The sequence below is a fragment of the Streptomyces sp. NPDC043896 genome (genome assembly GCF_056435605.1).
The window spans coordinates 58,031-77,529 of record NZ_JBWKEE010000024.1 but is presented as its reverse complement, the minus strand read 5'-3'; the positions used below and the strand labels follow the sequence as shown (position 1 = coordinate 77,529).

25 protein-coding genes are annotated in these 19,499 nt (G+C 70.9%); all 25 read left to right on the top strand.

Going from position 1 to position 19,499, the window contains the following annotated elements; all coding sequences use genetic code 11:
- Positions 1-10 precede the first annotated feature (10 nt).
- The 25 genes from AC069X_RS29535 (at position 11) to AC069X_RS29415 (ending at position 19,496) form a co-directional block, all read left to right on the top strand.
- Positions 11-649, top strand: a complete 639-nt coding sequence (locus AC069X_RS29535; protein ID WP_478733218.1) for a hypothetical protein — start codon at positions 11-13, stop codon at positions 647-649.
- Positions 650-670: 21 nt separating this feature from the next.
- A complete protein-coding gene (locus AC069X_RS29530; protein ID WP_478733216.1) occupies positions 671-808 on the top strand; it encodes a hypothetical protein in 138 nt (45 codons plus the stop codon).
- 351 nt (positions 809-1,159) lie between these two features.
- Positions 1,160-1,606 carry a hypothetical protein gene (locus AC069X_RS29525; protein ID WP_478733214.1) on the top strand — a complete coding sequence of 149 codons (447 nt, stop codon included), beginning with the start codon at positions 1,160-1,162 and terminating at the stop codon, positions 1,604-1,606.
- 3 nt (positions 1,607-1,609) lie between these two features.
- A complete protein-coding gene (locus AC069X_RS29520) occupies positions 1,610-2,371 on the top strand; it encodes a hypothetical protein (RefSeq protein WP_478733212.1) in 762 nt (253 codons plus the stop codon).
- Positions 2,365-2,664, top strand: a complete 300-nt coding sequence (locus tag AC069X_RS29515; RefSeq protein WP_478733210.1) for a hypothetical protein — start codon at positions 2,365-2,367, stop codon at positions 2,662-2,664. The genes AC069X_RS29520 and AC069X_RS29515 overlap by 7 nt, the downstream gene beginning before the upstream one ends.
- 85 nt (positions 2,665-2,749) lie before the next feature.
- Complete coding sequence (locus tag AC069X_RS29510) at positions 2,750-3,319, top strand: hypothetical protein (protein WP_478733208.1); 570 nt, start codon at positions 2,750-2,752, stop codon at positions 3,317-3,319.
- Between the two features lie 13 nt (positions 3,320-3,332).
- The gene (locus AC069X_RS29505; RefSeq protein WP_478733206.1) at positions 3,333-3,617 is read left to right on the top strand and encodes an HNH endonuclease; all 285 of its coding nucleotides are present in this window, start codon (positions 3,333-3,335) and stop codon (positions 3,615-3,617) included.
- Positions 3,617-3,856, top strand: a complete 240-nt coding sequence (locus AC069X_RS29500) for a hypothetical protein (protein ID WP_478733204.1) — start codon at positions 3,617-3,619, stop codon at positions 3,854-3,856. Before AC069X_RS29505 ends, AC069X_RS29500 begins: the two co-directional genes overlap by 1 nt.
- Positions 3,841-4,281, top strand: a complete 441-nt coding sequence (locus AC069X_RS29495; protein ID WP_478733202.1) for an ATP-binding protein — start codon at positions 3,841-3,843, stop codon at positions 4,279-4,281. Before AC069X_RS29500 ends, AC069X_RS29495 begins: the two co-directional genes overlap by 16 nt.
- Before the next feature lie 272 nt (positions 4,282-4,553).
- Complete coding sequence (locus AC069X_RS29490) at positions 4,554-4,817, top strand: hypothetical protein (protein WP_478733200.1); 264 nt, start codon at positions 4,554-4,556, stop codon at positions 4,815-4,817.
- A complete protein-coding gene (locus tag AC069X_RS29485; RefSeq protein ID WP_478733198.1) occupies positions 4,777-6,279 on the top strand; it encodes a terminase in 1,503 nt (500 codons plus the stop codon). Before AC069X_RS29490 ends, AC069X_RS29485 begins: the two co-directional genes overlap by 41 nt.
- Positions 6,261-6,458, top strand: a complete 198-nt coding sequence (locus tag AC069X_RS29480) for a hypothetical protein (RefSeq protein ID WP_478733196.1) — start codon at positions 6,261-6,263, stop codon at positions 6,456-6,458. Before AC069X_RS29485 ends, AC069X_RS29480 begins: the two co-directional genes overlap by 19 nt.
- Positions 6,455-7,828 carry a phage portal protein gene (locus AC069X_RS29475; protein WP_478733195.1) on the top strand — a complete coding sequence of 458 codons (1,374 nt, stop codon included), beginning with the start codon at positions 6,455-6,457 and terminating at the stop codon, positions 7,826-7,828. The genes AC069X_RS29480 and AC069X_RS29475 overlap by 4 nt, the downstream gene beginning before the upstream one ends.
- Positions 7,828-8,820: an HK97 family phage prohead protease gene (locus AC069X_RS29470; RefSeq protein WP_478733194.1), complete on the top strand. Its 993-nt coding sequence runs from the start codon at positions 7,828-7,830 to the stop codon at positions 8,818-8,820. Before AC069X_RS29475 ends, AC069X_RS29470 begins: the two co-directional genes overlap by 1 nt.
- A gap of 2 nt (positions 8,821-8,822) precedes the next feature.
- Positions 8,823-10,298, top strand: a complete 1,476-nt coding sequence (locus AC069X_RS29465) for a phage major capsid protein (protein WP_478733192.1) — start codon at positions 8,823-8,825, stop codon at positions 10,296-10,298.
- 59 nt (positions 10,299-10,357) lie between these two features.
- Positions 10,358-10,768 carry a hypothetical protein gene (locus tag AC069X_RS29460; protein ID WP_478733190.1) on the top strand — a complete coding sequence of 137 codons (411 nt, stop codon included), beginning with the start codon at positions 10,358-10,360 and terminating at the stop codon, positions 10,766-10,768.
- 11 nt (positions 10,769-10,779) lie between these two features.
- Complete coding sequence (locus AC069X_RS29455) at positions 10,780-11,169, top strand: hypothetical protein (protein ID WP_478733188.1); 390 nt, start codon at positions 10,780-10,782, stop codon at positions 11,167-11,169.
- Positions 11,170-11,179: 10 nt separating this feature from the next.
- Complete coding sequence (locus AC069X_RS29450; RefSeq protein WP_478733186.1) at positions 11,180-12,016, top strand: hypothetical protein; 837 nt, start codon at positions 11,180-11,182, stop codon at positions 12,014-12,016.
- On the top strand, positions 12,016-12,477 hold the full coding sequence (locus AC069X_RS29445) for a hypothetical protein (RefSeq protein ID WP_478733184.1): 462 nt from the start codon (positions 12,016-12,018) through the stop codon (positions 12,475-12,477). The genes AC069X_RS29450 and AC069X_RS29445 overlap by 1 nt, the downstream gene beginning before the upstream one ends.
- 15 nt (positions 12,478-12,492) lie before the next feature.
- On the top strand, positions 12,493-12,696 hold the full coding sequence (locus AC069X_RS29440; RefSeq protein WP_478733182.1) for a hypothetical protein: 204 nt from the start codon (positions 12,493-12,495) through the stop codon (positions 12,694-12,696).
- Positions 12,696-13,682, top strand: coding sequence for a phage tail tube protein (locus AC069X_RS29435; RefSeq protein WP_478733180.1), 987 nt, complete (start codon positions 12,696-12,698; stop codon positions 13,680-13,682). Before AC069X_RS29440 ends, AC069X_RS29435 begins: the two co-directional genes overlap by 1 nt.
- A gap of 2 nt (positions 13,683-13,684) precedes the next feature.
- Positions 13,685-14,188: a hypothetical protein gene (locus tag AC069X_RS29430; RefSeq protein WP_478733179.1), complete on the top strand. Its 504-nt coding sequence runs from the start codon at positions 13,685-13,687 to the stop codon at positions 14,186-14,188.
- Between the two features lie 14 nt (positions 14,189-14,202).
- Positions 14,203-14,634, top strand: coding sequence for a hypothetical protein (locus tag AC069X_RS29425; RefSeq protein ID WP_478733177.1), 432 nt, complete (start codon positions 14,203-14,205; stop codon positions 14,632-14,634).
- Positions 14,635-14,769: 135 nt separating this feature from the next.
- Positions 14,770-17,190, top strand: coding sequence for a hypothetical protein (locus AC069X_RS29420; RefSeq protein ID WP_478733175.1), 2,421 nt, complete (start codon positions 14,770-14,772; stop codon positions 17,188-17,190).
- On the top strand, positions 17,187-19,496 hold the full coding sequence (locus AC069X_RS29415) for a carbohydrate binding domain-containing protein (RefSeq protein WP_478733173.1): 2,310 nt from the start codon (positions 17,187-17,189) through the stop codon (positions 19,494-19,496). Before AC069X_RS29420 ends, AC069X_RS29415 begins: the two co-directional genes overlap by 4 nt.
- Positions 19,497-19,499 lie beyond the last annotated feature (3 nt).

Sequence of the window (19,499 nt, the reverse complement as noted above, 5' to 3'; positions counted from 1 at the left end):
GCGCCGCACCATGGCCTGGCTGTCGGACGCCACCGGCCTCGCCTGGGCCGTCCGGCTGTGCATCCTCCTCGCCGCCGCCTGGGTCCTCCGCAAGATCGGCGTCAGCATCGCCACCGCCGCGGCCCGCCGCCTCGACGCGTCGCTGCTGTGGCCCGCCCTCGGGCTCTGGCTGATCTCCGCGTGGCGGGCCGGCCACCCCGACTGGAAGCCCCGCCCGGCCCCGGCCGCCGAAGAGCCCGAACAGGAGCCCGAAGCCGAGCCGGAGCCGGTGTCCCTGGCCAAGGACCACCCCGTCGGCCCCAGCCTCGACGGCGTCCTCGACGCCGCCCGCCTCCTGGGCACCCCGCACGTCCACCTGACCGCGATCGACACCCACCTCGACGCCCCGCCTGGGACCGCCCGCCGGGTCCTCACCGCGGCCGGCATCCCCATCTCCGACGTGCGGATGCACGGCCGTGGCACCAGCACCGGCCTCCGCGTCTCCGACATCCCTCCCCCCTCCACCCCCTCTCCGGCCCCTGTTGCTGACGCTGTTGGTGCAGATCAGAGCGCCAACAACAGCAACAACGGCATCCGAGTCACGCGCAGCGCGACGGGGGCCCAGGTCACCGTCACCGACCTCACCGAGCAGCGCGCGTACACCGTCTGACGTCCCCCGAGGAGCTACCCGATGGGCCACCCGTTCCAGAGCACGATCAGCGAGGCCGAGCTGCTCCGCCGCAACGAGGAGAGCCGCCGACTCGTCGAGCAGCAGGCCGAGCGCCAGCAGCAGGCACAGCCCCAGACCGGCAGCCAGCCGGAGCGCTGAAATCAGCCATCCAAGAGGGGTGTTGTTCCAGCCAGACGAGGCGTAGCGTGTGCCGTCCTGGAGGGGTACCAGCGCCTCCCACCCGACCCGCGCTGGCCACCCGAGCCCCCGCCGCCACCCCCCGTGCGGCGGGGGCTCTTCTCTCCGATCAGTTGCAAACCCGGCCGCGCTGCCCCATCCTTGGGGCATCTCCGGCGTGCCCGGACACCAAAATCAACGCGAGGCCCCCACCACACCCGGTGGGGGCCTTCCGCGTTCCCAGACCACCCAGCGCGGGTGGAGGCGGGTGCAGCCGCCCGGGACGAGGGCCCCGGGCGGCAACCCCCGCACACAGCCCAGGGAGGGCCCTCCATGGCGAACATCGTCTTCAACATCGCGCTGGGCCGCCTGGCCCACTACGCCTCCCTCCCCGCCGCGAACGACGCGCTCGTTGCCGTCCCGATCGAGACGACCGGCATCGTCGCGGACAGCGTGATGCGCGACTACGACACCCTCGCCGCGCTCCTCGCCGGCGCGTCCAACGAGCAGACGGGCATGGGCCGCAAGGCCCTCAGCTCGGTCACCGTGACCGTCAACGACACCGACGACCGCGTCGAGGTCGACACGGCCGACATCGTCTGGACCGCCGCCACCGGCAGCCCGGTCAGCGCCCTCGTCATCTGCTACGACCCCGACACCACCAGCGGCACCGACGCTGACCTCATCCCGCTCACCAAGCACGACTGGGCCGTCACCCCCGACGGCAGCGACATCACCGCCATCGTCACCGACCTGGCCCGCATCGCCTCCGGGGCGTGACCGGTGGCGCTCTTCGGCACGCTCCAGGACGACTTCGCCGACGGCAGCCTCGACACCGCCGTCCGCTGGTCCGGCAGCTACGGCGACCCCAACGAAGCCGGCGGCCGCGGGCGCATCCCCTGCACCACCGGTTTCGCCGGCCTCAAGTCCGCGAGCAGCTACACCCTCACCGGTTCCCAGGTCGCCCTGCGGCTCTATGCCCCCACGCCCGCCGGCGCGACCACCGCCGCCGCCTCCGTCCTCGTCCTCAGCAGCACCGGCGGCACCGACGCCGGGTTCATCGTCGACCCCGCTCAGAACGCGGTCGGCCTCTACAACCGCGTCGGCTACGCCGACGGCGCCGCCGTCTTCCTCACCTACTCGGCCTCCGACCACGCCTGGCTCAGGCTCCGCGAGGCCGCAGGCACCCTCTACTGGGACACCAGCCCCGACGGCAACACCTGGACGAACCGCAGAACCGCCAGCACACCGGCCTGGGCCGCAGACACCAACCTCGCATTCCTCGTCGAAGGGCACCGCGACGCCGGGACCCCCGACGTCATCGAGGTCGACTACGTCAACATCCCGCCCGGCCAGACCCTCGCCCTCGGCACCGCCGCCGCCATCGAGACCGCGCAGCCCCTGGGCCGAGCCAAGACGAAGTCCCTCACCACGGCCGCCGCCGCGGAAACCGCGCAGCCGCTCGCCGCCGTCGTCACGCGCCTGAACGTCACCCTCACCCTCGGCGCCCCGAGCACGGAGTGGGAGGTCAGCGCCCCATGGTGATCCCCGCCAGCAGCAGGGAGTTCCTGAACGTCACCGTCACCGCCGCGCCAGCCGGCACCATCCTCACCGGGACCACGCCGCGGTTCGCGTTCCTCCCCGACACGAACCGCGGCAACCCCGGCTCCGGCGACTGGCTCAACGGCGAATGGGACGGCTCCACGACCGCGCGGATCCTCGTCGGCCCCGGCGGCACAACCACGCTCAGCCGCGGCGACTGGCACGTCTGGATCAACATCGACCCGCCGAGCGTCGAGAACGTCGTACGCCGCGCCGGAACGCTCACCGTCACCTGACCGAGTCACAGATCGGCCACTCCGGCACCACGACCACCACCAGCAACGCATGATGCCCCCCTGAACTCACGTCCCGGGGGGACCCATGCACGCCCGCTCCATGGCCGCCATCGCGGCCGCTGCCATTCTCATGACGACCGCCTGCACCACCACCAGCAGCAGCACCACCACGAAGACGGCACCGCCCGCGAGCCCCACCCCGCCGGCCGCAGCCGCTTCGCCATCCCCGAGCGCCACCCGCTACGGCTTCGGGCAGGCCGTGACCACCAACACCGCCACCACCACGGCCACCGCCACCGTGCTCGGCTACCAGCAGGGCATCACCGCGCAGCAGAGCCCCGACGCCGAGTTCGGCACCACCGGCTACACCTGGGCAGCCCTGGAGATCAAGGTGTGCAGCGTCAAGGGCAACATCGCAACCAGCCGGTTCCCCTGGGTCCTCGCCTACGCCGACGGCTCACGCATCGAGCCCAGCGGCACGACATACGGCGACTTCCCCAAGCCCGAGTATCCGGCCGAAGCGAAGCTCAACCCCGGCGACTGTGTGCGCGGCAAGACCGTGTTCGCAGTCCCCACCAACCAGCGACCCGAGCGCGTCCTTTACACCACCCAGATCCTGCCGCGGCCCGCCGAGTGGAACGTGCCAGCCTCGTAGAAGGGGGCGAGCCGTGGCCCAGAACCCCCGCAACGGCCGCCGCTACCGGGCCCTCTGTGCGACGCAGCGGGCCCTCGGCCTCCCCTGCTGGATCTGCGGCCACGACATCCCCTACGAGATCAGCGGCCCCGCCGCCGGCACCCACCCGGCCGCGTTCACCCTCGACCACGTCACCCCGCTCTCGAAGGGGGGCGACCTCCTCGACCCAGCCAACGCAAGGTCCGCACACCGGCGGTGCAACTCCCGCCGCGGCAACCGGCTCACCATCCGCGTCGAAGGCACGTCGAGGAGATGGTGATGAAGCGATCCGACCTCACCACCACGGCACTGCTCACCGCAGTGGAGGCCCACGGCCCTAACGCCTTCGCCGTGCTCGCCAACGACTACCCACCCAAGCTGGTCCTCGCCGCCTACGACCGAGACCTACGGCGCGGCCTGCTGGAGTGCGGCGTCTCCCTGCGGGCCGCGTGGCTCAGCCCGTCCGGCAGCTGGTACCTCGCCAGGAAGCGGGGCACGCCGCCGTGCTCTACGTCGTGACCGGGCCCCCGGCCGCAGGCAAGTCCAGCTGGATCACCGCACGGGCCGCAGCCACCGACATCGTCATCGACCTCGACCGCATCACCCTCGCCCTGTCCGGGCCGGGCGCCCCCAACTGGAACCAGGACGAGACGCTGCGCAAGGTCGCACTCCGGGCCCGCTTCGCAGCGATCGACGAGGCGGTCAAGCACCGCGACGCCACCGACGTCTACCTGATCCACACCATGCCCAGCGAGAAGGCCACCGCCCGCTACCGGCGACTCGACGCGCGGATCATCATCGTCGACCCCGGACGGGACATCGTCATGCAGCGCTGCCGCGACATGCGGCACCCCGGCATGGAGGCCGTGGCCGCCCGGTGGTACAGCCGTCGGCGCCGGGCCGTGGGCGAGCGAGCAGGAGTCCAGGCATCCCGCCCCTGGTAGGCACCCGGCGTTCTTCGGGGTGGACCCCTCCACCCCCTACCCTGCCTGGCCGTTCGGCCTCTCGCTCTTGATCAAAAACTTGTCACGAACCGCAACACCCACGGGCACCTCGCGCAGGGGTGGGGGGTGCATGGCCGTCGAGGATTTCGAGGCGGCGGGCGACCCAAACCGCACTTGTCGCCCGAATTTTTGCGTGGCCGGAATGAAAGATCTTCACCGCGAACCTCGAACTCGGTAAATAGCGACTCTCCGTCACCGTGACGGTGTGTCACATGGGAGTGGCCATGATCAACGAGATCGCCACCCGCGACGAGATCATCGCGCTCGGCGTCACCACCCTCGCCCCCGGCCTCTGCTCTCTGGCCATCACCCTCGCCCAGCACCTCGACGGAGCCGAAGCCGCAACGACCGCGGCTGTCGTCGGCCGGGAGCTGCGCGCCACTCTGGACAAGCTGCGCGCGGTCGCACCCGGCAAGGCGGAGGAGGACGGGCTCGATGACCTCGCTGCTCGACGCGCCGCACGGCGCGGCGCCTGACCTCCCCCGGCTCGGAGCCCAGCGGCCCCGCATTTTCACCGCGCCGCCCTTCGTCTCCTCCTCCGGGCGGGAGGCCGTCGAGCTGGCCGCGATGGCCGGGCTCCAGCTCGACCCCTGGCAGCAGCACGTCCTGGACGTCGGTCTCGGCGAGCGCGCCGACGGCCGCTGGGCCGCGTTTGAAGTCGCGGTCAACGTCCCCCGCCAGAACGGCAAGGGCGGCATCATCGAAGCCCGCGAGCTGGCCGGCCTGTTCCTCCTCGGCGAGCAGCTGATCCTGCACTCGGCGCACGAGTTCAAGACCAGCATCGAGGCGTTCCGGCGCATCGTCGCGCTGGTCACCAACACCGACACCCTCCGCCGGCGGGTCGCCCGCGTACGGCGGACCACCGGCGAGGAGTGCATCGAGCTCCTCACCGGCGCCCGGCTACGGTTTCTCGCCCGCTCTGGCGGCAGCGGCCGCGGCTTCTCCGGGGACTGCAACATCTGGGACGAAGCGATGATCCTCGGCGACGACGCGGTCGGCGCGCTCATGCCCACCATGTCCGCCCGGCCCAACCCGCAGATCTGGTACCTGGGCAGTGCGGGTATCGGCGGTCCGTCCATGCAGCTCGGGCGGCTCCGGGAGCGGGCTCTCCTGGCCCAGGAGGGCGAGCCGGATCCCACCCTCGCCTACTGCGAGTGGTCGGCCGATCCTCACGTCGACGAGTGCCCTGGCGACTGCACGGCGCACGACGACCCGGCCGACCCGGCGACGTGGGCGAAGGCCAACCCGGCGTTCGGGATCCGCATCTCGGAGGAGCACGTCGGCCGTGAGCGGCTGTCCATGTCGGGCCCGGTGTTCGGGCGCGAGCGGCTCGGCGTCGGTGACTACCCGTCCGAGCGGGTCGACGCGTGGTCGGTGATCGGCCAGGACGCGTGGCGGGCTCTGACGGACGCTGAATCCCAGCCGTCCGATCCGGTGTGCTTCGCCATCGACATGACGCCGGAGCGCTCCCACGCCGCGATCGGAGTGGCCGGCACCTCGGGCAGCGCCGTGCACGTCGAGGTCGTCGACCACCGGCCCGGCGTCGGCTGGGTTGTTGAGCGCGCCCTTGACCTGCAAGAACGCTGGAACCCATGTGCCTGGGTCGTCGACGGCGGCGGCCCGGCCGGCGCGCTGATCGCCGACCTTGAGCGGGCCGGGCTCACCGTCCGAGTCCCCAAGGTCCGCGAGGTCGCCCAGGCCTGCGGCCAGTTCTACGACTCGGTGACCGAGCAGACCCTCGTACACCTCGACCAAGCCCCGCTCGCCGCAGCCCTGGCCGGCGCCCGCAAGCGCGAGCTGGGCGAGGCATGGGCATGGGCCCGCCGCGGCGTCTCGGTCGACATCAGCCCCCTGGTGGCCGTGACACTCGCCGCCTGGGGCCTGCGGACCCGCGTCGACGAAGAAGAGGAGCCGGAGCCATGGGCCGCATTCAGGTGAGCCGTGCCGTGATCGCCTGCCTGGGCGTGCTCCTCGGCGGGCTGCTCGTCGTGGCTGGCCTGGGACTGGCCTGGGGCCTCCCGGTGGCCCTGGTCGTGGCTGGGGTGCTGCTGGTGGCCTACTGCCTGCTCCTGGCCGATGTGGACCCGCCGCGACGCTCGGAGAGGGGTAGCCCGTGACAAGTCTCTGGCAGGCCCGCCGGGCCCGTACCGCGCCGGTCGAGGAGCGGCAGATCGGGAGCCTGGAGGACTACGTCAACAGCTTCCAGTTCGGCGGCGCCTCGTACTACCCGATGGGCATCCAGCAGACGATGCCCAAGCAGGCCACGGAGCCGGTCCCGAACGACTTCCAGGGGTACGCCGTCCGGGCGGCCACGAACGGCGTGCTGAGCGCCTGCCTGGACGTCCGCAAGGACGTGTTCAGCAGCACGCGGTTCACCTGGCAGCGCCTCAACAACGGGCGGCCGTCCGAGATGTTCGGGAGCACAGACCTTCGACTCCTGGAACAACCTTGGCCGGGCGGCACCACGCAGGACCTGCTGGCCCGGGTCATCCAGGACGCCGACCTCGCCGGTAACTCGTACTGGGCCCGCGACGGTGACGAACTCGTACGTCTGCGCCCCGACTGGATTCAGATCATCCTGGAGCCCCGGCAGTTGCGTGGCGGCGTGCTGGGGTGGCGGCGGATCGGCTACCTATACACCGAGAACGGCCCCCACAGCGGGGGCGAGCCGGTGCCGTTCCTCCCTGAAGAGGTTGCGCACTTCGCCCCGAAGCCCGACCCGCTTGCGACGTACCGCGGCATGTCGTGGATGACGCCGATTCTCCGGGAGACCGCCACCGACGGCCTCATGAGCGCCCACAAGCAGCGGTTCTTCGAGAACGCGGCAACCCCGAACCTGGTGGTCACGATGCCGCGCGAGATCGGCGTCGACGCCTTCGAGCGGTTCGTGGCCAAGATGGACGCGGGGCACCGCGGCGCCGCCAACGCCTACAAGACCCTGTACCTGGGCGGCGGCGCGGACGTCGAGGTCGTCGGGAACTCCTTCTCGCAGATGGACTTCTCGCGGGTCCAGGGTGCCGGGGAGACTCGGATCGCCGCGGCGGCCGGGGTGCCCCCGGTCATCGTCGGCCTGTCCGAGGGCCTGGCCGCGGCCACCTACTCCAACTACAGCCAGGCGCGTCGCCGATTCGCGGACGGCACGATCCACCCGCTGTGGGCCAACGTCGCTGGCAGCTTCGCCCACCTGGTCCGCCCGGCGACCGCCGGCGACAGCGGGGCCATCAGGTTGTGGTGCGACCCCCGCGACGTGCCGTTCCTGCGGGAAGACCAGAAGGACGCGGCAGAGATCGCCTGGCGGCGCGCGCAAACCATCCGCGGCCTGGCCGACGCCGGCTTCACCCCCGAGTCCGCCGTGGCCGCGGTCGAGGCCGGCGACTTCGGACTCCTGGCCCACACCGGCCTGTACTCCGTGCAGCTCCAGCCGCCCGGATCGACTCTGCCGACCGCCGCCCAGCCGGCGCCACCGACCGTTGAGGAGGGCCCGTGATGGGCACAGCACACGCCGTCGCGCGCGACCTGACCCGGTCCGCGCCGTTCCGCGCCAGCGCCCCGGAGGGGGACGACGGGCGGACCCTGGCCGGGTACGCCGCCGTGTTCGGCGAGGCGACCGAGATCGACTCCTGGGAAGGGGCGTTCTCGGAGACGATCCGCAAGGGCGCCTTCCGGAAGACGATCCGCGAATCCACGCCGGTCATGCAGTTCGACCACGGGCACCACCCGCTGATCGGCTCCATCCCGATCGGGACCATCACCGACCTCCGCGAGGACGACCACGGCCTGTACGTCGAGGGCCGGATCTCGGACAACTGGCTTATGGAGCCGGTCCGGGCCGCGATCGCCGAGGGCTCCGTCTCGGGGATGTCGTTCCGGTTCGAGGTGATCCGCGAGGAGTGGCGCGACGCTGCGGGCAAGGTGGTCCGGCCCGAGGAGGTCGGCGAGCTGCTGTGGATGCCCGGCGACCGCGGGCCGCTCCAGCGAGAGATCATCGAGGTCCGGTGCCGCGAACTCGGCCCGGTCGTGTTCCCCGCGTACGGGGGCACCGCGGTGTCTGTTCGGGCCCGCGGCATGGCTGATGAGCTGGCCCACGACGGGCAGGCCGCGCGGGAGATCCGCCAGTCCCTGGCCCGCGATGCGGCTGCACCGACCGTGCCTGAGGATCCCGAACTGCGCCGCGAGGTAGCCGCCTCGATCCTGTTCGGCCCCCCCGGGCAGGTGCAGCGCGGGGAACACCTCGTCGTCGACATCAGCGGCGGCATCGACCCCGATCGGATGGCGGCCGCCGTCCGGGACTCCCTCCGCCAGTTCCAAGGCGCGCCGCTCGCCCCCGAGCACCCGCCTGCCCCCAGCACGACCGACGCGCCGCCCGCCGATGGGCACCCGTCCTCATCCCCTGCCACCGACCGCCTGCGCGCACAGATCCGAGAGATCACCGGCCGCATGAACGAGACGCTGGCGCTCATCGACGCGAAGGACGCGTAGCCATGGAACTTTCCCACCCGCAGGCGAAGATCCGCCTCCAGGACATCAAGGCCGAGCTGGAACGGCTCGGCGAGAAGACGGACCTCACGGCCGAGGACGAGCAGCAGTTCGACGAGCTGACTCGCGAGTTCGCCGAGGTCGACCAGCACCGCCGGCAGCTGGAGCGCATGGCAGCGCTGGAGCGGGTCCGCTCCGCCGCGACCGTGAGCGAGCGCCGGCCGTCCGCCGCGAGCGTCCGTCCGGCGGCCGGGACGTCGTACGGCTCTGACGGGTACGACGCCGACCCGATCCTGAATCCGGACTCGGTCGAGGACCGCCGGTTCCGCAACCCGTGGGACCTCTCCGAGATGCGGACGTTCTCTCGGTCGAAGGAAGAGGTCGCGGGCGAGCTGCGGGCCCGCGCACTGTCCGCGATCGAGAGGATGTCGGGCGCGAACGACCGCGTTCGTTCGGCGGGAACGCACATCATCGAGCGGTTCGACGACGCGGACTCTCGGATCGCCCGCCTGTGCCTGGCAACGTCCTCGCCGGAGTACCTGCGTGCCTGGTCCAAGGTCGCGCGCGGCCGGGGCCACATGATCTCGCCTGAGGAGCAGCGGGCCCTGGAGCGGGCCATGTCGCTGACCGACAGCGCGGGCGGCTACCTCGTCCCGTTCCAGCTGGACCCGACCGTCATCATCACCGCGAACGGCAGCCGCAACCAGATCCGCGAGGCTGCCCGCAAGGTCGTTGCGACCGGCGACGTCTGGAACGGCGTGTCCTCCGGCGCGGTGTCGTGGAGCTGGGACGCCGAGGGCGCGGAGGTCTCCGACGACACCACCACGTTCGCCCAGCCCACCGTGCCGATCCACAAGGCGTCCGGCTTCGTCCCGATCTCCATCGAGGCCCTGGAGGACGAGGCGAACGCGACCCAGGAGGTCGCCGGGCTCCTGGCCTTCGGCCGTGACGTCCTGGAGGCCGCAGCGTTCGCCACGGGCTCCGGGTCCGGGCAGCCGACGGGCATCATCACGGCCCTGACCGGCACCAGCTCGATCGTCACCTCGACGACCACGGACACGTTCGCCGCGGCCGACATCTACAAGACGGACAACGCGCTCCCGGCCCGCTACCGGGCGAACGCCTCGTGGGTGGCCAACAGGGCCGTCTACAACTTGGTCCGCCAATTCGACACCGGTGGCGGCGCGCAGATGTGGGAACGCATCGGCGCCGACGTCCCGCCGATGCTCCTGGGCCGCCCGGCCCTGGAGGCGGAGGACATGGACGGCACGGTCACCGGGTCCGCGGAGAACTACCTCGCGGTGTACGGCGACTGGAGCAACTACGTCATCGCCGACCGGGTCGGTATGACCGTCGAGTTCATTCCGCACCTCGTGGGTGCGAACCGGCGTCCGACCGGTCAGCGCGGTTGGTACGCGTACTACCGCGTCGGCGCCGACAGCGTGAACGACGGCGCGTTCCGGATGCTCAACGTCACCTGATCCCCGCCGGGCCCCCGCCGTGTTGGCGGGGGCCCCTTCTCCCGGAAGGAGAACCGCACATGCGCAACAGCCTGTACGGCCTGGCGCGGGCCCAGGCGACGATCACCGTCGCGACGCGCACGAACGGCACCGTCAACGGCACCACCGTGGACCTGCACCAGAACAAGGACGCCTGCCGGTCGGCGATGCTCATCGTCCACACGGGCACCATGACCGACGGATCGCATGCCGTGATCCTCCAGGAGTCCGACGACAACAGCGCCTGGGGCACCGTCGCGGCGGCCGACCTTCAGGGCGCTGCGCCGACCCTGGTCGCGGCAGACGACGACGTGGTCTACGAGCTGGGTTACATCGGCTCGAAGCGCTACCTCCGCGCGTCCGTCACTACCAGCGGCGCCACCAGCGGCGGGACGTTCGGCGCGACAATCGTCCGCGCGTTCCCCCGCCGCCGTCCGATCTCCCACAGCTAGGAACCCCCGTCATGGCAAAGCGCTGCACGGCCCCGTTCACCGTGTGGAGGGACGGCCAGCCGATCGTGTACGCCGGTGGCCAGCTCGTCACCGACAAGGACCCCGTCCTCCGCACGCACTCCCACCTGTTCGAGGACGTGGACGCCCACGTCGCCGCCCGCCGCGCCCACCGGGTCGAAGCGGCCACGGCCGGGCCCGGCGAGGTCCGTACGGTCGGCACGCCGCCCCCGCCGCCCGAGCCGTACGACCCGGGCGCCGACAACGTCAAGGGCGTCCTCGCCGCTCTGGCCGCGACCGACGACGAGGACGAGCGGCGCCGGATCCTCGACGCCGAGGAGCACGGGCAGGCCCGCGCCGGGATCCTCAAGCACCGCGACGAGTTCGCCCCCGCTGCCGAGTAGGAGGTGAGCCGTGCCGTACGACCTCGGCGACACCGTCCGACTCCAGGCCGAATGCCGGGACCCGGCCGGCACGCTCACCAACGCGGCAGCCGTCACGCTCACCATCACCCTGCCGGACGGCACGACCACCAGCCCGAGCGTCACCAACCCGCCCGCCGACACAGGCCTGTACACCGCCGACTACCCCACCGTGCAGCCCGGCCGCCACGGCGTCCGCTGGGCATTCACCAGCCCCGGCACCGCGTACACCGACATGGTCGACGTGCGCGCCGCCGCGCCACCGCTGATCCTGTCCCTCGCCGACGGCCGCCGCCACCTGCGGTACGCCCCCGGCGACACCAGCGACGACGAGCAGATCCGGGAGTGGCTGGAGTCGGTCACCGAGCTGATCGAGGGGCTGTGCGGGCCGTGCGTCCGCCGCACCGTCGTCGAGGACCACACGATCGGCAGCAGCGGCACCTACCAGCTCGCGCTGCGCCGTACGCCGGTCCTGTCCGTCACCTCCGCCGTCGGCATCCTGACCGGCTCCGAGACGTACCCCGGCGCGAGCCTGGACATCGACAGCAACGGCGTCGTGCGGCGGCTGGACGGCGGCCGCCTGTACGGACCCCTCCGGATGACCTACGTCGTGGGCCGGACCTTGGTCCCAGCGAACCTGTCGTCGGCGGCTCGCATCATCCTCCAACACCTGTGGCGTACCCAGTACGGGGCGTCCCGGGCGCTGGCCGGAGTCGGCGGCGGGGACGACTTCTCCGTGACCGAGCCCGTCGCCGGGTTCGGGTACGCCATCCCCAACCGGGCCATGCAGCTGATGGAGCCGCACCGGCTCCCGCCGGGGGTGGCCTGATGGCAACCTCCGCCGTCCCGGCCGCGGTCGATGCGCTGCTCGCGATCCTGGCCGCCGCCCCCGGCCTAGCGAAGGTCAGGGTGGTTGACGGGCCCCCGACGACCAACCTCGCCGGAGACAGCCTGTTCGTCGGGTTCCAGCCCGGGGCCGATGTCGCGGTCAGCCTGAACCAGGATTTCGCGTCGGCCGGCGCCCGCACCCGCGACGAGAACTTCGACATCGCCTGTTACATCGAGTCCCGCTCGGGCGGCACCGACATCGCCGCCCGCCGGCGCCGCGCGTTCGAGATCCTCGCCGAGGTCGAGAACGCGCTCCGCGCCACCGACACCGCGCCCACCGCCCCCACGCTGAACGGCACGGTCCAGTGGGCGCACCTCACCGCCGGAGACCTGATCCAGGTCCAGGCGGACGGCGTTCTCGCAGCCCTTCCCGTCACGGTCCGTTGCCGGGCCCGCATCTGATCAAGGAGTAGGCCCATGGCCAAGGTTCGCTATGTCGGCGCGGAGGCGGTGACTGTGCCCGAGCTGGGCGGCCGCGTCGTGCAGCCCGACGAGGTTGTCGAGGTGCCGGATGCCCGCTACGGCGGCTACGTCTGCCAGCCCCCCAACTGGGAGGGCGTCGAGGAACCCAAGACCGCCCCGGCGAAGGCCGCGGCCAAGACGAAGGACGGTGACGTCTGATGGCGATCGGATCCGGTCTGGGCGGTCAGCTCGGCATGGTCGCCGAGGTCACATACGGCACGTTCGTGGCGCCGACGCGCTTCCTCGAGTTCACCAAGGAATCGCTCGTCCTGAAGAAGACGACCGCGACGAGCGCCGGCGTTGCGGCTGGGCGGCTGCTCGCCCTGTCGACACGGCGTGTACTGACCCAGGTAGAGGTGTCCGGGTCGATCGACATGGAGGTGACCCACACCGGCATGGGGCTGCTGCTCCAGGCCCTGATGGGCACCACGGTCACGCCAGCCCAGCAGGGCGGCTCGGCAGCCTACCTCCAGACACACACCCTCGCCGACTCGTTCGGGAAGTCGCTGACCATCCAGAAGGGCGTGCCGCTCACGACGGGCACGGTCACGGACAAGTCGTTCCTGGGCTGCAAGGTCACCGGCGCCGAATTCAGCTGCGAGGCTGGCGGCATGCTGATGTCGTCGTGGGAGATCGACGGCAAGACCTGCGACGAGGCCCAGACCCTGGCCAGCGCCTCGTACCCGTCCCGGAAGCCCTTCCACTTCGGGCAGATGGCCGTGAAGACCGGCACATACGCCTCTGAGGCGGCGCTCGACGGGGTCCGCAAGGTGTCGGTGAAGTTCGAGCGGCCGATGGCCACGGACCGGGTCTACGCCGGTCAGGCCGGGCTGAAGAAGGAGCCCATCGCGAACGACCTGGTGAAGATCACCGGCAGCGTCGAGATGGACTACGTGAACACCACCCTCGACGACCTGCACACCTCAGACGCGGCCACCTCGTTCGTGCTGGAGTTCATCGGCGCGAACATCGCCAGTTCCTACGACGAGACGTTCCGGATCACCCTGCCCGCGATCAAGATCGATGAGGCTCCACCGGTGATGGAAGGCTTCGACGTCATCAAGCCCACGTACCAGTTCACCGCGCTCTACGACGGCACCAACCAAGTTGCCATCACCTACATGAGCACCGACACCGCCGTGTAGCCATGACCGGCGACATGCGCATCCTCAACACGGGCAGCCTGCTGGAGCTGTCCGCCCGCCTACGGGCCGCGGGCGGGCCGCCCGTCCGCGCCGCCATGCACCGCCGGATCCGGCGCGCCGCCGAGCCGCTGCGCGAAGACCTCCAGCGCACGGTGCGGACCCTGCCGATCCGCAGCGCGGGCGGCGCCGGCCGCAGCGGCCCGTCCCCAACGACGCGGCCGCTGCGCGCCACGATCGCCGCCGCGATCCGGATCACGGTCCGGACCACCGGCAACCCGGGCGCGAGGGTGTGGATCGACCGGGGTGCCCTGCCTCCGGACCTGCGGCGCATGCCGGCCGTCATGAACAGCGGCCGCATCCGCCACCCCGTGTTCGGGAACCGGCGCCGGTGGGCGACCCAGACCACCACACCGCTGTGGTGGGAGAACACGATCCGCCGCCACCGGCCCCGCATGGAGCGCGAGGTCGAGCGGATCCTCGGCGACATCCGCGCCCGCATCGACTGAACGGAGAACCCCTCTTGATCATCGTGTACACGCCCGAGGGCGGGACACCTGAGCAGCGCTTCGACATGCGCGCGGTCCGTACCTCGGAGGCGCAGATCGTCGCGCGTACCACGGACATGACGTGGTCCGAGATCAAGCTCGGTGTCCGGGACGACGACCCCACCGCGCTGCGCGGCGTCGCCTGGGTGCTACTCAAGCGCGAGCAGCCGTCCCTGCGCTGGTCCGAGTTCGATCCCCTGGCGTCCGAGCTGACCAGCCGGTTCGACGAGCGGGAAGTGCGTCTCTACGCCGCCGACATCCTCCGCCTGCCGACGGAGCAGCAGTCGCAGGCCATCGCCGAGCTGCGGGTGTACGCCGCCGATCCGGCGTGCGTGGACGTCGCGCTGAAGGAAGCGGCCGAGCCCCCAAAAGAGGCGACGGCGGAGATCTCGCCGAGCGACGGCTGAGGTACTGCGGTCTCTTCGCCCACCTGCTGCATCTCGGCCCCCGCGACGTCGATGAGCTGACGGTCGAAGAGTTCGAGATCTTCTGCGACTGGATCGACCGCCACCAGGCGGAAGCGGCGAAGGGTGGAGGCGATCATGGCTGAGCGGATGGTGTTCATCCTCGACGGCAGCGACCAGCTCAGCCCGGTGTTCCGGCGCATCGGCGAGTCCGCCGACCGCTTCCACCGCCGCATCAACGACGCGGTCGACGCGTCCGGCGGCGAGATGCGCGCCTACACCCGCGACGCGGGCGGCAACCTGACTGAGCTGGCCGGCAGCATGGCCGCAGCAGGCCGCGCGGCCGAGGCGATGGGCCAGCAGGCCGCCGAGGCTGCGCCCGACGTGCAGGCGATCGGTGACGCGGCCGACGAGTCGAACGAGGCTGTCTCCCGGTTCACGCGCGACTCCAACGGTCGGCTCCGGGATCTGCGCGGTCGGTATGTGTCGGCGGCCGCTGCCGCGGCCGAGCTGGCGCAGGCATCCGGCGAAACAGCGCCCGAGGTCGCGGAGATGGGCGCGGCAGCCGACTCCTCGGCGGCACGGACCCGCACGCTGACCAGCAACACGGACCGCGCGGCACCGTCGATCCGGCGTGTAGGCGCGGCCGCGGCGAGCGCGGCGGCGGACGTTGGCAGCAAGGGCGGCGGGCTGGGCGGCGCCCTGTGGGCGGTGGCGGGCATCGCCGGGTTCTCGCTGCTGCCGGCGCTGGGCGCGGTCGTGCCGATGCTGGCTGGCGCCGGGGTCGCGGCCGGGACCCTCGGGCTGGGATTCTCCGGCATCGGCGAGGCCATGGCGGCCGCTGGCAAGGGCAAGGAGGAGTTCGCGAAGGCACTGAAGGGACTCACCCCCCAGGCCCGGGATTTCACGAAGCAGCTCGTCGACACGAAGAAGCAGTTCGAGGGGTTCGGCGACAAGATCCAGGCCGCCATGCTGCCAGGGTTCACCAAGGCGCTGAAGGAGGCGGACCCGGCCATCCGGATCGTCGGCGACTCCATGGTCAAGATGGGTGGCGGGTTCGGCAACGCGGCCTCCGGTCTCGGCCGGCTGATGAAGGATGCCGGGTTCCAGAAGGACTTCACCCGCGTGCTCCAGCTCGGCGGGGTGTTCGTCAAGGATTTGACCTCTGGGCTCGGCGGGTTGTCGCGCGGCTTCCTGACGTTCGGCGCAGCGTCGGGCCCGACCCTGACCGCGCTGTCGGGCGGGCTGCGTGATCTGCTGGCTAAGGGCCTGCCTGGCATGTTCAAGGGGCTGGAGACCGGAGTCGAGGGCAGCGGCAAGTTCCTGACCGGCTTGTTCTCGATGATCAACTCTCTTCTGCCCGCCATCGGCCGCCTCTCGGGCGAGTTCTCGCGAACCTTCGGCCCCATCCTCGGAACCACCCTGGCGGGCGCCGGCAAGGCGTTCGCCGGGCTCTTCGACGCGATCAGCTTCGGGATCCGCCTCGCGCGCCCGGTCATCGACGACCTGCACTACGGGCTGAAGGCGATCGGCCTGATGATCGACTACCTCAAGCCCGCGTTCATCAGCGCGGGCCGGGCCATCGCCAACGCCTTCCTCCCCGCGACGGCCGGCATCGAGGGCGTCAAGGGGCCCTTGCAGCGGCTGCACGCGCTGATCATGGAGAACAAGATCGGCTTGATGGAGTTCGGGCGGCGGGGCGCCGACGCGATCGTCGGGTTCGTTCAGGCCGGCGTTGCTGCGCTGCCGACGCTGATGTCGGGGTTCCGGAACCTGTCGATCTGGGCGCTCGGGGCGATGGACGCCATCCTGGGCGGAGCGACGAAGGCGTTCGGCTGGATCCCCGGCGTGGGCGACAAGCTGCGCACGGCCTCGTCGGAGTTCGACCAGTTCAAGGGCAAGTTCATCAGCGGGCTCGCGTCGGCTGAGGCGATGACCGCCTCGTTCAGCGCGACGGTGGGGCCGCGGCTCGCCAGGAACCGGCTGGAGATGAACATCTCTGCCTGGCAGTCGCAGATTGCCCAGGCCAACCGGGATCTGCGGACGGTGCCGCCGGAGAAGCGGGCGGCGCTCCTCGCGAACAAGAGGGACTTGGAGGCCAAGGTCGCGCAGGCCAAGCGGGACCTGCGGTCCATCCCGGACGAGACGGTATACATCCGGGTCCTGCGGGTCATGCAGACGATCATGCCGTTCGCCGGGTACATGCCCGGCTTCGCCACCGGCGGTCTCATCCGGGGGCCGGGAACGAGCACGTCGGACAGCATCCCTCACATGCTGTCCAACGGCGAGTTCGTCGTCCGGGCGGCCTCGGTCGCGCGGTTCGGTGTCCCGTTCCTGGAGGCGATCAACGAGGGTCGCCTGCCCGCCATCGGCAGCGAGTCGTCCGCGGCGGTCGCGGCGACGGGCGTCCGGTCCGCCGGGGGCGGCGGGGTGACGTTCGCCCCGCAGATCACCGTGCAGGGCGCACTCGACCCGGTGGCCGTGGGCCAGCAGCTGCGCCGGATGCTGCTCGAACTCCAGCGGACATACGGCCTAGACACGGGGGTGATCATGCGATGACGATGCGGCTGGTACTCCGGTGCGCGTTCGGGTACGCCCCGACCGCCCTGTCCGTGGACTGGACCGACCTGTCCCCGTGGCTGGACCTGGCCGCGGGGATCCGTATCTCGCGCGGCGCCTCGGACGAGGTGTCGCAGACCCAGCCGTCCACGCTGTCGTTCACTCTGGACAACGCGGACGGCCGGTTCTCGCCCGGTCTGGCCAGCAGCCCGTACTACCCGTACGTCCGGCCGAACTGCCCGGTCCAGCTCGGGGTGCTGACGGCCGCCGGCAAGAACCTCACCGAGAACCCCTCCTTCGAGGACGGGCTCGTCGCGCCCTGGTACGCGCCGGCGGTCTCGTTCGCCGCCACCCTGGCGACGGACACGGCGCGGGCGCACAGCGGCACCTACTCCCTGAAGATCACGTGGAGTGTGGTGCTGGCCCACGGCGGGGTGGTCCAGCACACCGCGTACGGCCTGGAGATCGGGCGGACGTACACGATCTCCGGGTGGGTGTGGGTGCCCACCGGCGACCCGGCCGTCCGCTGGATGCTAGACAACACCACCCTGGGCACCGCTTCGTCTACGACGAACGCGTGGGAGCGGATCAGCCTGACGTTCACCGCGACGTCGACCAGCCACACGGTGCAGCTGACCACCACCGCCGGTCTCCCCACCTTCGGGGATGTCGCGTGGGTCGACGACATCCAGCTTGAGCTGGGCGCCGCCGCGACCTCGTTCGACAGCAACGGGTCGGTCAGCCACTGGCGGTTCTACGGCATGGTGAACCAGTGGGGATCCGGCTGGGCCGGGCTGCACAGCGAGGTGGCCGTCACAGCCACCGATCTCTTCAAGCACCTGGGCCGACTGCCGCAGCTGAACAGCTTGCTGACCGAGGAGGTCCTCCAGCTCAGCCCCGTCGTCTACTACCCCCTCACCGAGCCGTCGACGTCCACCTCTGGAGGCGACATCGCCGGAGCCGGCGGCGGATCTCTCGTCAGCGCCCAGGTTGGTTCCGGCGGCACCTTCGCCTTCGGTGAGCAGCCGGGTCCAGCCGCTACAGAGCAGACCGCCATCAGCCTTGCTCCGGCAGGATCCGCCAACGGCATCCGTATGGACGCGGACATGGGGGTCTTCGTCGAGGAGTCGACGACCAGCGACTACATCACCTTCGAGGCCTGGTTCAAGACGACAGTGGCCAACCGAACGTTCCTGTCGGTCCGCAGCACCAGCTTCCAGTACCAGATGGCGTTCGGTCTCAACGCGAGCGGCTATCCCGTCATCCAGCACACCAACGCCGGCGGCAGCCTCAGCACCAACGTGATCACCAGCACGAACCTGGCCGACGGAGCCTGGCACCACCTCGTCTACAAGGAGGAGACCGCCGCTGCCCACATCAACGGCGGCAGCGCGATCCCCATCACGGTCTCCATCATGTACGCCCTGCGGTTTTGCAGCATCGGCGGCAACGGAACGGTCTGGGACGGCTCCGTCGCGCACGTCGCGATCTACACGTCGTCCATCACCACAAGCCTCCTGACCGGCCACTACACGGCGGGTGCCGTCGGCTTCTCTGGCGAGGACTCCGACGACCGGGTCATGCGCTTGGCCGGGTACGCGGGCATCGCGGCCATCGACGCTGTCGGGGACTTCAGCCCGGTGGCGTCCCAGGGTGCCGGCGGTCAGTCCGCGCTGGAGATGATGCGGCAGGTTGAGGAGACCGAGGGCGGGAAACTCGCGAGCCACCGCGACGGGCACGCGCTGCTCTTCCAGAGCCGGACGGTGCGCTACAACTCGCCGACCGCCGTGAGCTTGACCTATGCGGATCTGGAGACTGACTCGGTCGACGTGCCGATCGACGACCAGAAGCTGATCAACACCGTGACGGCGTCGCGCCCGGGAGGAGCGACCCAGCGCATCACGGCGCCGTCGTCCATCACGGCGTTCGGCCCGTACCAGCGCACCACCACCATCCTCAAGACCACCGACGCCGAGGTCGTCGACGCGGCGTACTGGACGGTATCCCGGTACGCGGTCCCGCAGCCCGAGCTGCGCGAGGTCCCGGTGCAGGCGTACACGATGCCGATCGCCACCTACCGGGCGCTGCTCGACGCGGACATCTCCTCGGTGCTGGAGATCACCAGCCTGCCCGCGGAGGCGGCCGCCTCGACGATCTCGGCGATGGTCGAGGGGTACACCGAGCAGATCGGACAGGAGTCCCATCTGATCACCTACCACTGCTCGCGCGCCCACACGGACGCGGTGTGGGCACTCGACGACACCACGTACTCCGTGCTGGGCACCACGACCCGGCTCGCCTACTGAGAG

What these genes read in the sequence shown, in the direction of transcription:
- AC069X_RS29440 (WP_478733182.1), top strand. Translation starts at nt 12,493, where the DNA reads ATGGCCAAGGTTCGCTATGTCGGCGCGGAGGCGGTGACTGTGCCCGAG.
- AC069X_RS29435 (WP_478733180.1), top strand. Translation starts at nt 12,696, where the DNA reads ATGGCGATCGGATCCGGTCTGGGCGGTCAGCTCGGCATGGTCGCCGAG.
- AC069X_RS29490 (WP_478733200.1), top strand. Translation starts at nt 4,554, where the DNA reads ATGGGAGTGGCCATGATCAACGAGATCGCCACCCGCGACGAGATCATC.
- AC069X_RS29485 (WP_478733198.1), top strand. Translation starts at nt 4,777, where the DNA reads ATGACCTCGCTGCTCGACGCGCCGCACGGCGCGGCGCCTGACCTCCCC.
- AC069X_RS29470 (WP_478733194.1), top strand. Translation starts at nt 7,828, where the DNA reads ATGGGCACAGCACACGCCGTCGCGCGCGACCTGACCCGGTCCGCGCCG.
- AC069X_RS29430 (WP_478733179.1), top strand. Translation starts at nt 13,685, where the DNA reads ATGACCGGCGACATGCGCATCCTCAACACGGGCAGCCTGCTGGAGCTG.
- AC069X_RS29420 (WP_478733175.1), top strand. Translation starts at nt 14,770, where the DNA reads ATGGCTGAGCGGATGGTGTTCATCCTCGACGGCAGCGACCAGCTCAGC.
- AC069X_RS29415 (WP_478733173.1), top strand. Translation starts at nt 17,187, where the DNA reads ATGACGATGCGGCTGGTACTCCGGTGCGCGTTCGGGTACGCCCCGACC.
- AC069X_RS29515 (WP_478733210.1), top strand. Translation starts at nt 2,365, where the DNA reads ATGGTGATCCCCGCCAGCAGCAGGGAGTTCCTGAACGTCACCGTCACC.
- AC069X_RS29480 (WP_478733196.1), top strand. Translation starts at nt 6,261, where the DNA reads ATGGGCCGCATTCAGGTGAGCCGTGCCGTGATCGCCTGCCTGGGCGTG.
- AC069X_RS29460 (WP_478733190.1), top strand. Translation starts at nt 10,358, where the DNA reads ATGCGCAACAGCCTGTACGGCCTGGCGCGGGCCCAGGCGACGATCACC.
- AC069X_RS29525 (WP_478733214.1), top strand. Translation starts at nt 1,160, where the DNA reads ATGGCGAACATCGTCTTCAACATCGCGCTGGGCCGCCTGGCCCACTAC.
- AC069X_RS29465 (WP_478733192.1), top strand. Translation starts at nt 8,823, where the DNA reads ATGGAACTTTCCCACCCGCAGGCGAAGATCCGCCTCCAGGACATCAAG.
- AC069X_RS29455 (WP_478733188.1), top strand. Translation starts at nt 10,780, where the DNA reads ATGGCAAAGCGCTGCACGGCCCCGTTCACCGTGTGGAGGGACGGCCAG.
- AC069X_RS29530 (WP_478733216.1), top strand. Translation starts at nt 671, where the DNA reads ATGGGCCACCCGTTCCAGAGCACGATCAGCGAGGCCGAGCTGCTCCGC.
- AC069X_RS29510 (WP_478733208.1), top strand. Translation starts at nt 2,750, where the DNA reads ATGCACGCCCGCTCCATGGCCGCCATCGCGGCCGCTGCCATTCTCATG.
- AC069X_RS29445 (WP_478733184.1), top strand. Translation starts at nt 12,016, where the DNA reads ATGGCAACCTCCGCCGTCCCGGCCGCGGTCGATGCGCTGCTCGCGATC.
- AC069X_RS29535 (WP_478733218.1), top strand. Translation starts at nt 11, where the DNA reads ATGGCCTGGCTGTCGGACGCCACCGGCCTCGCCTGGGCCGTCCGGCTG.
- AC069X_RS29500 (WP_478733204.1), top strand. Translation starts at nt 3,617, where the DNA reads ATGAAGCGATCCGACCTCACCACCACGGCACTGCTCACCGCAGTGGAG.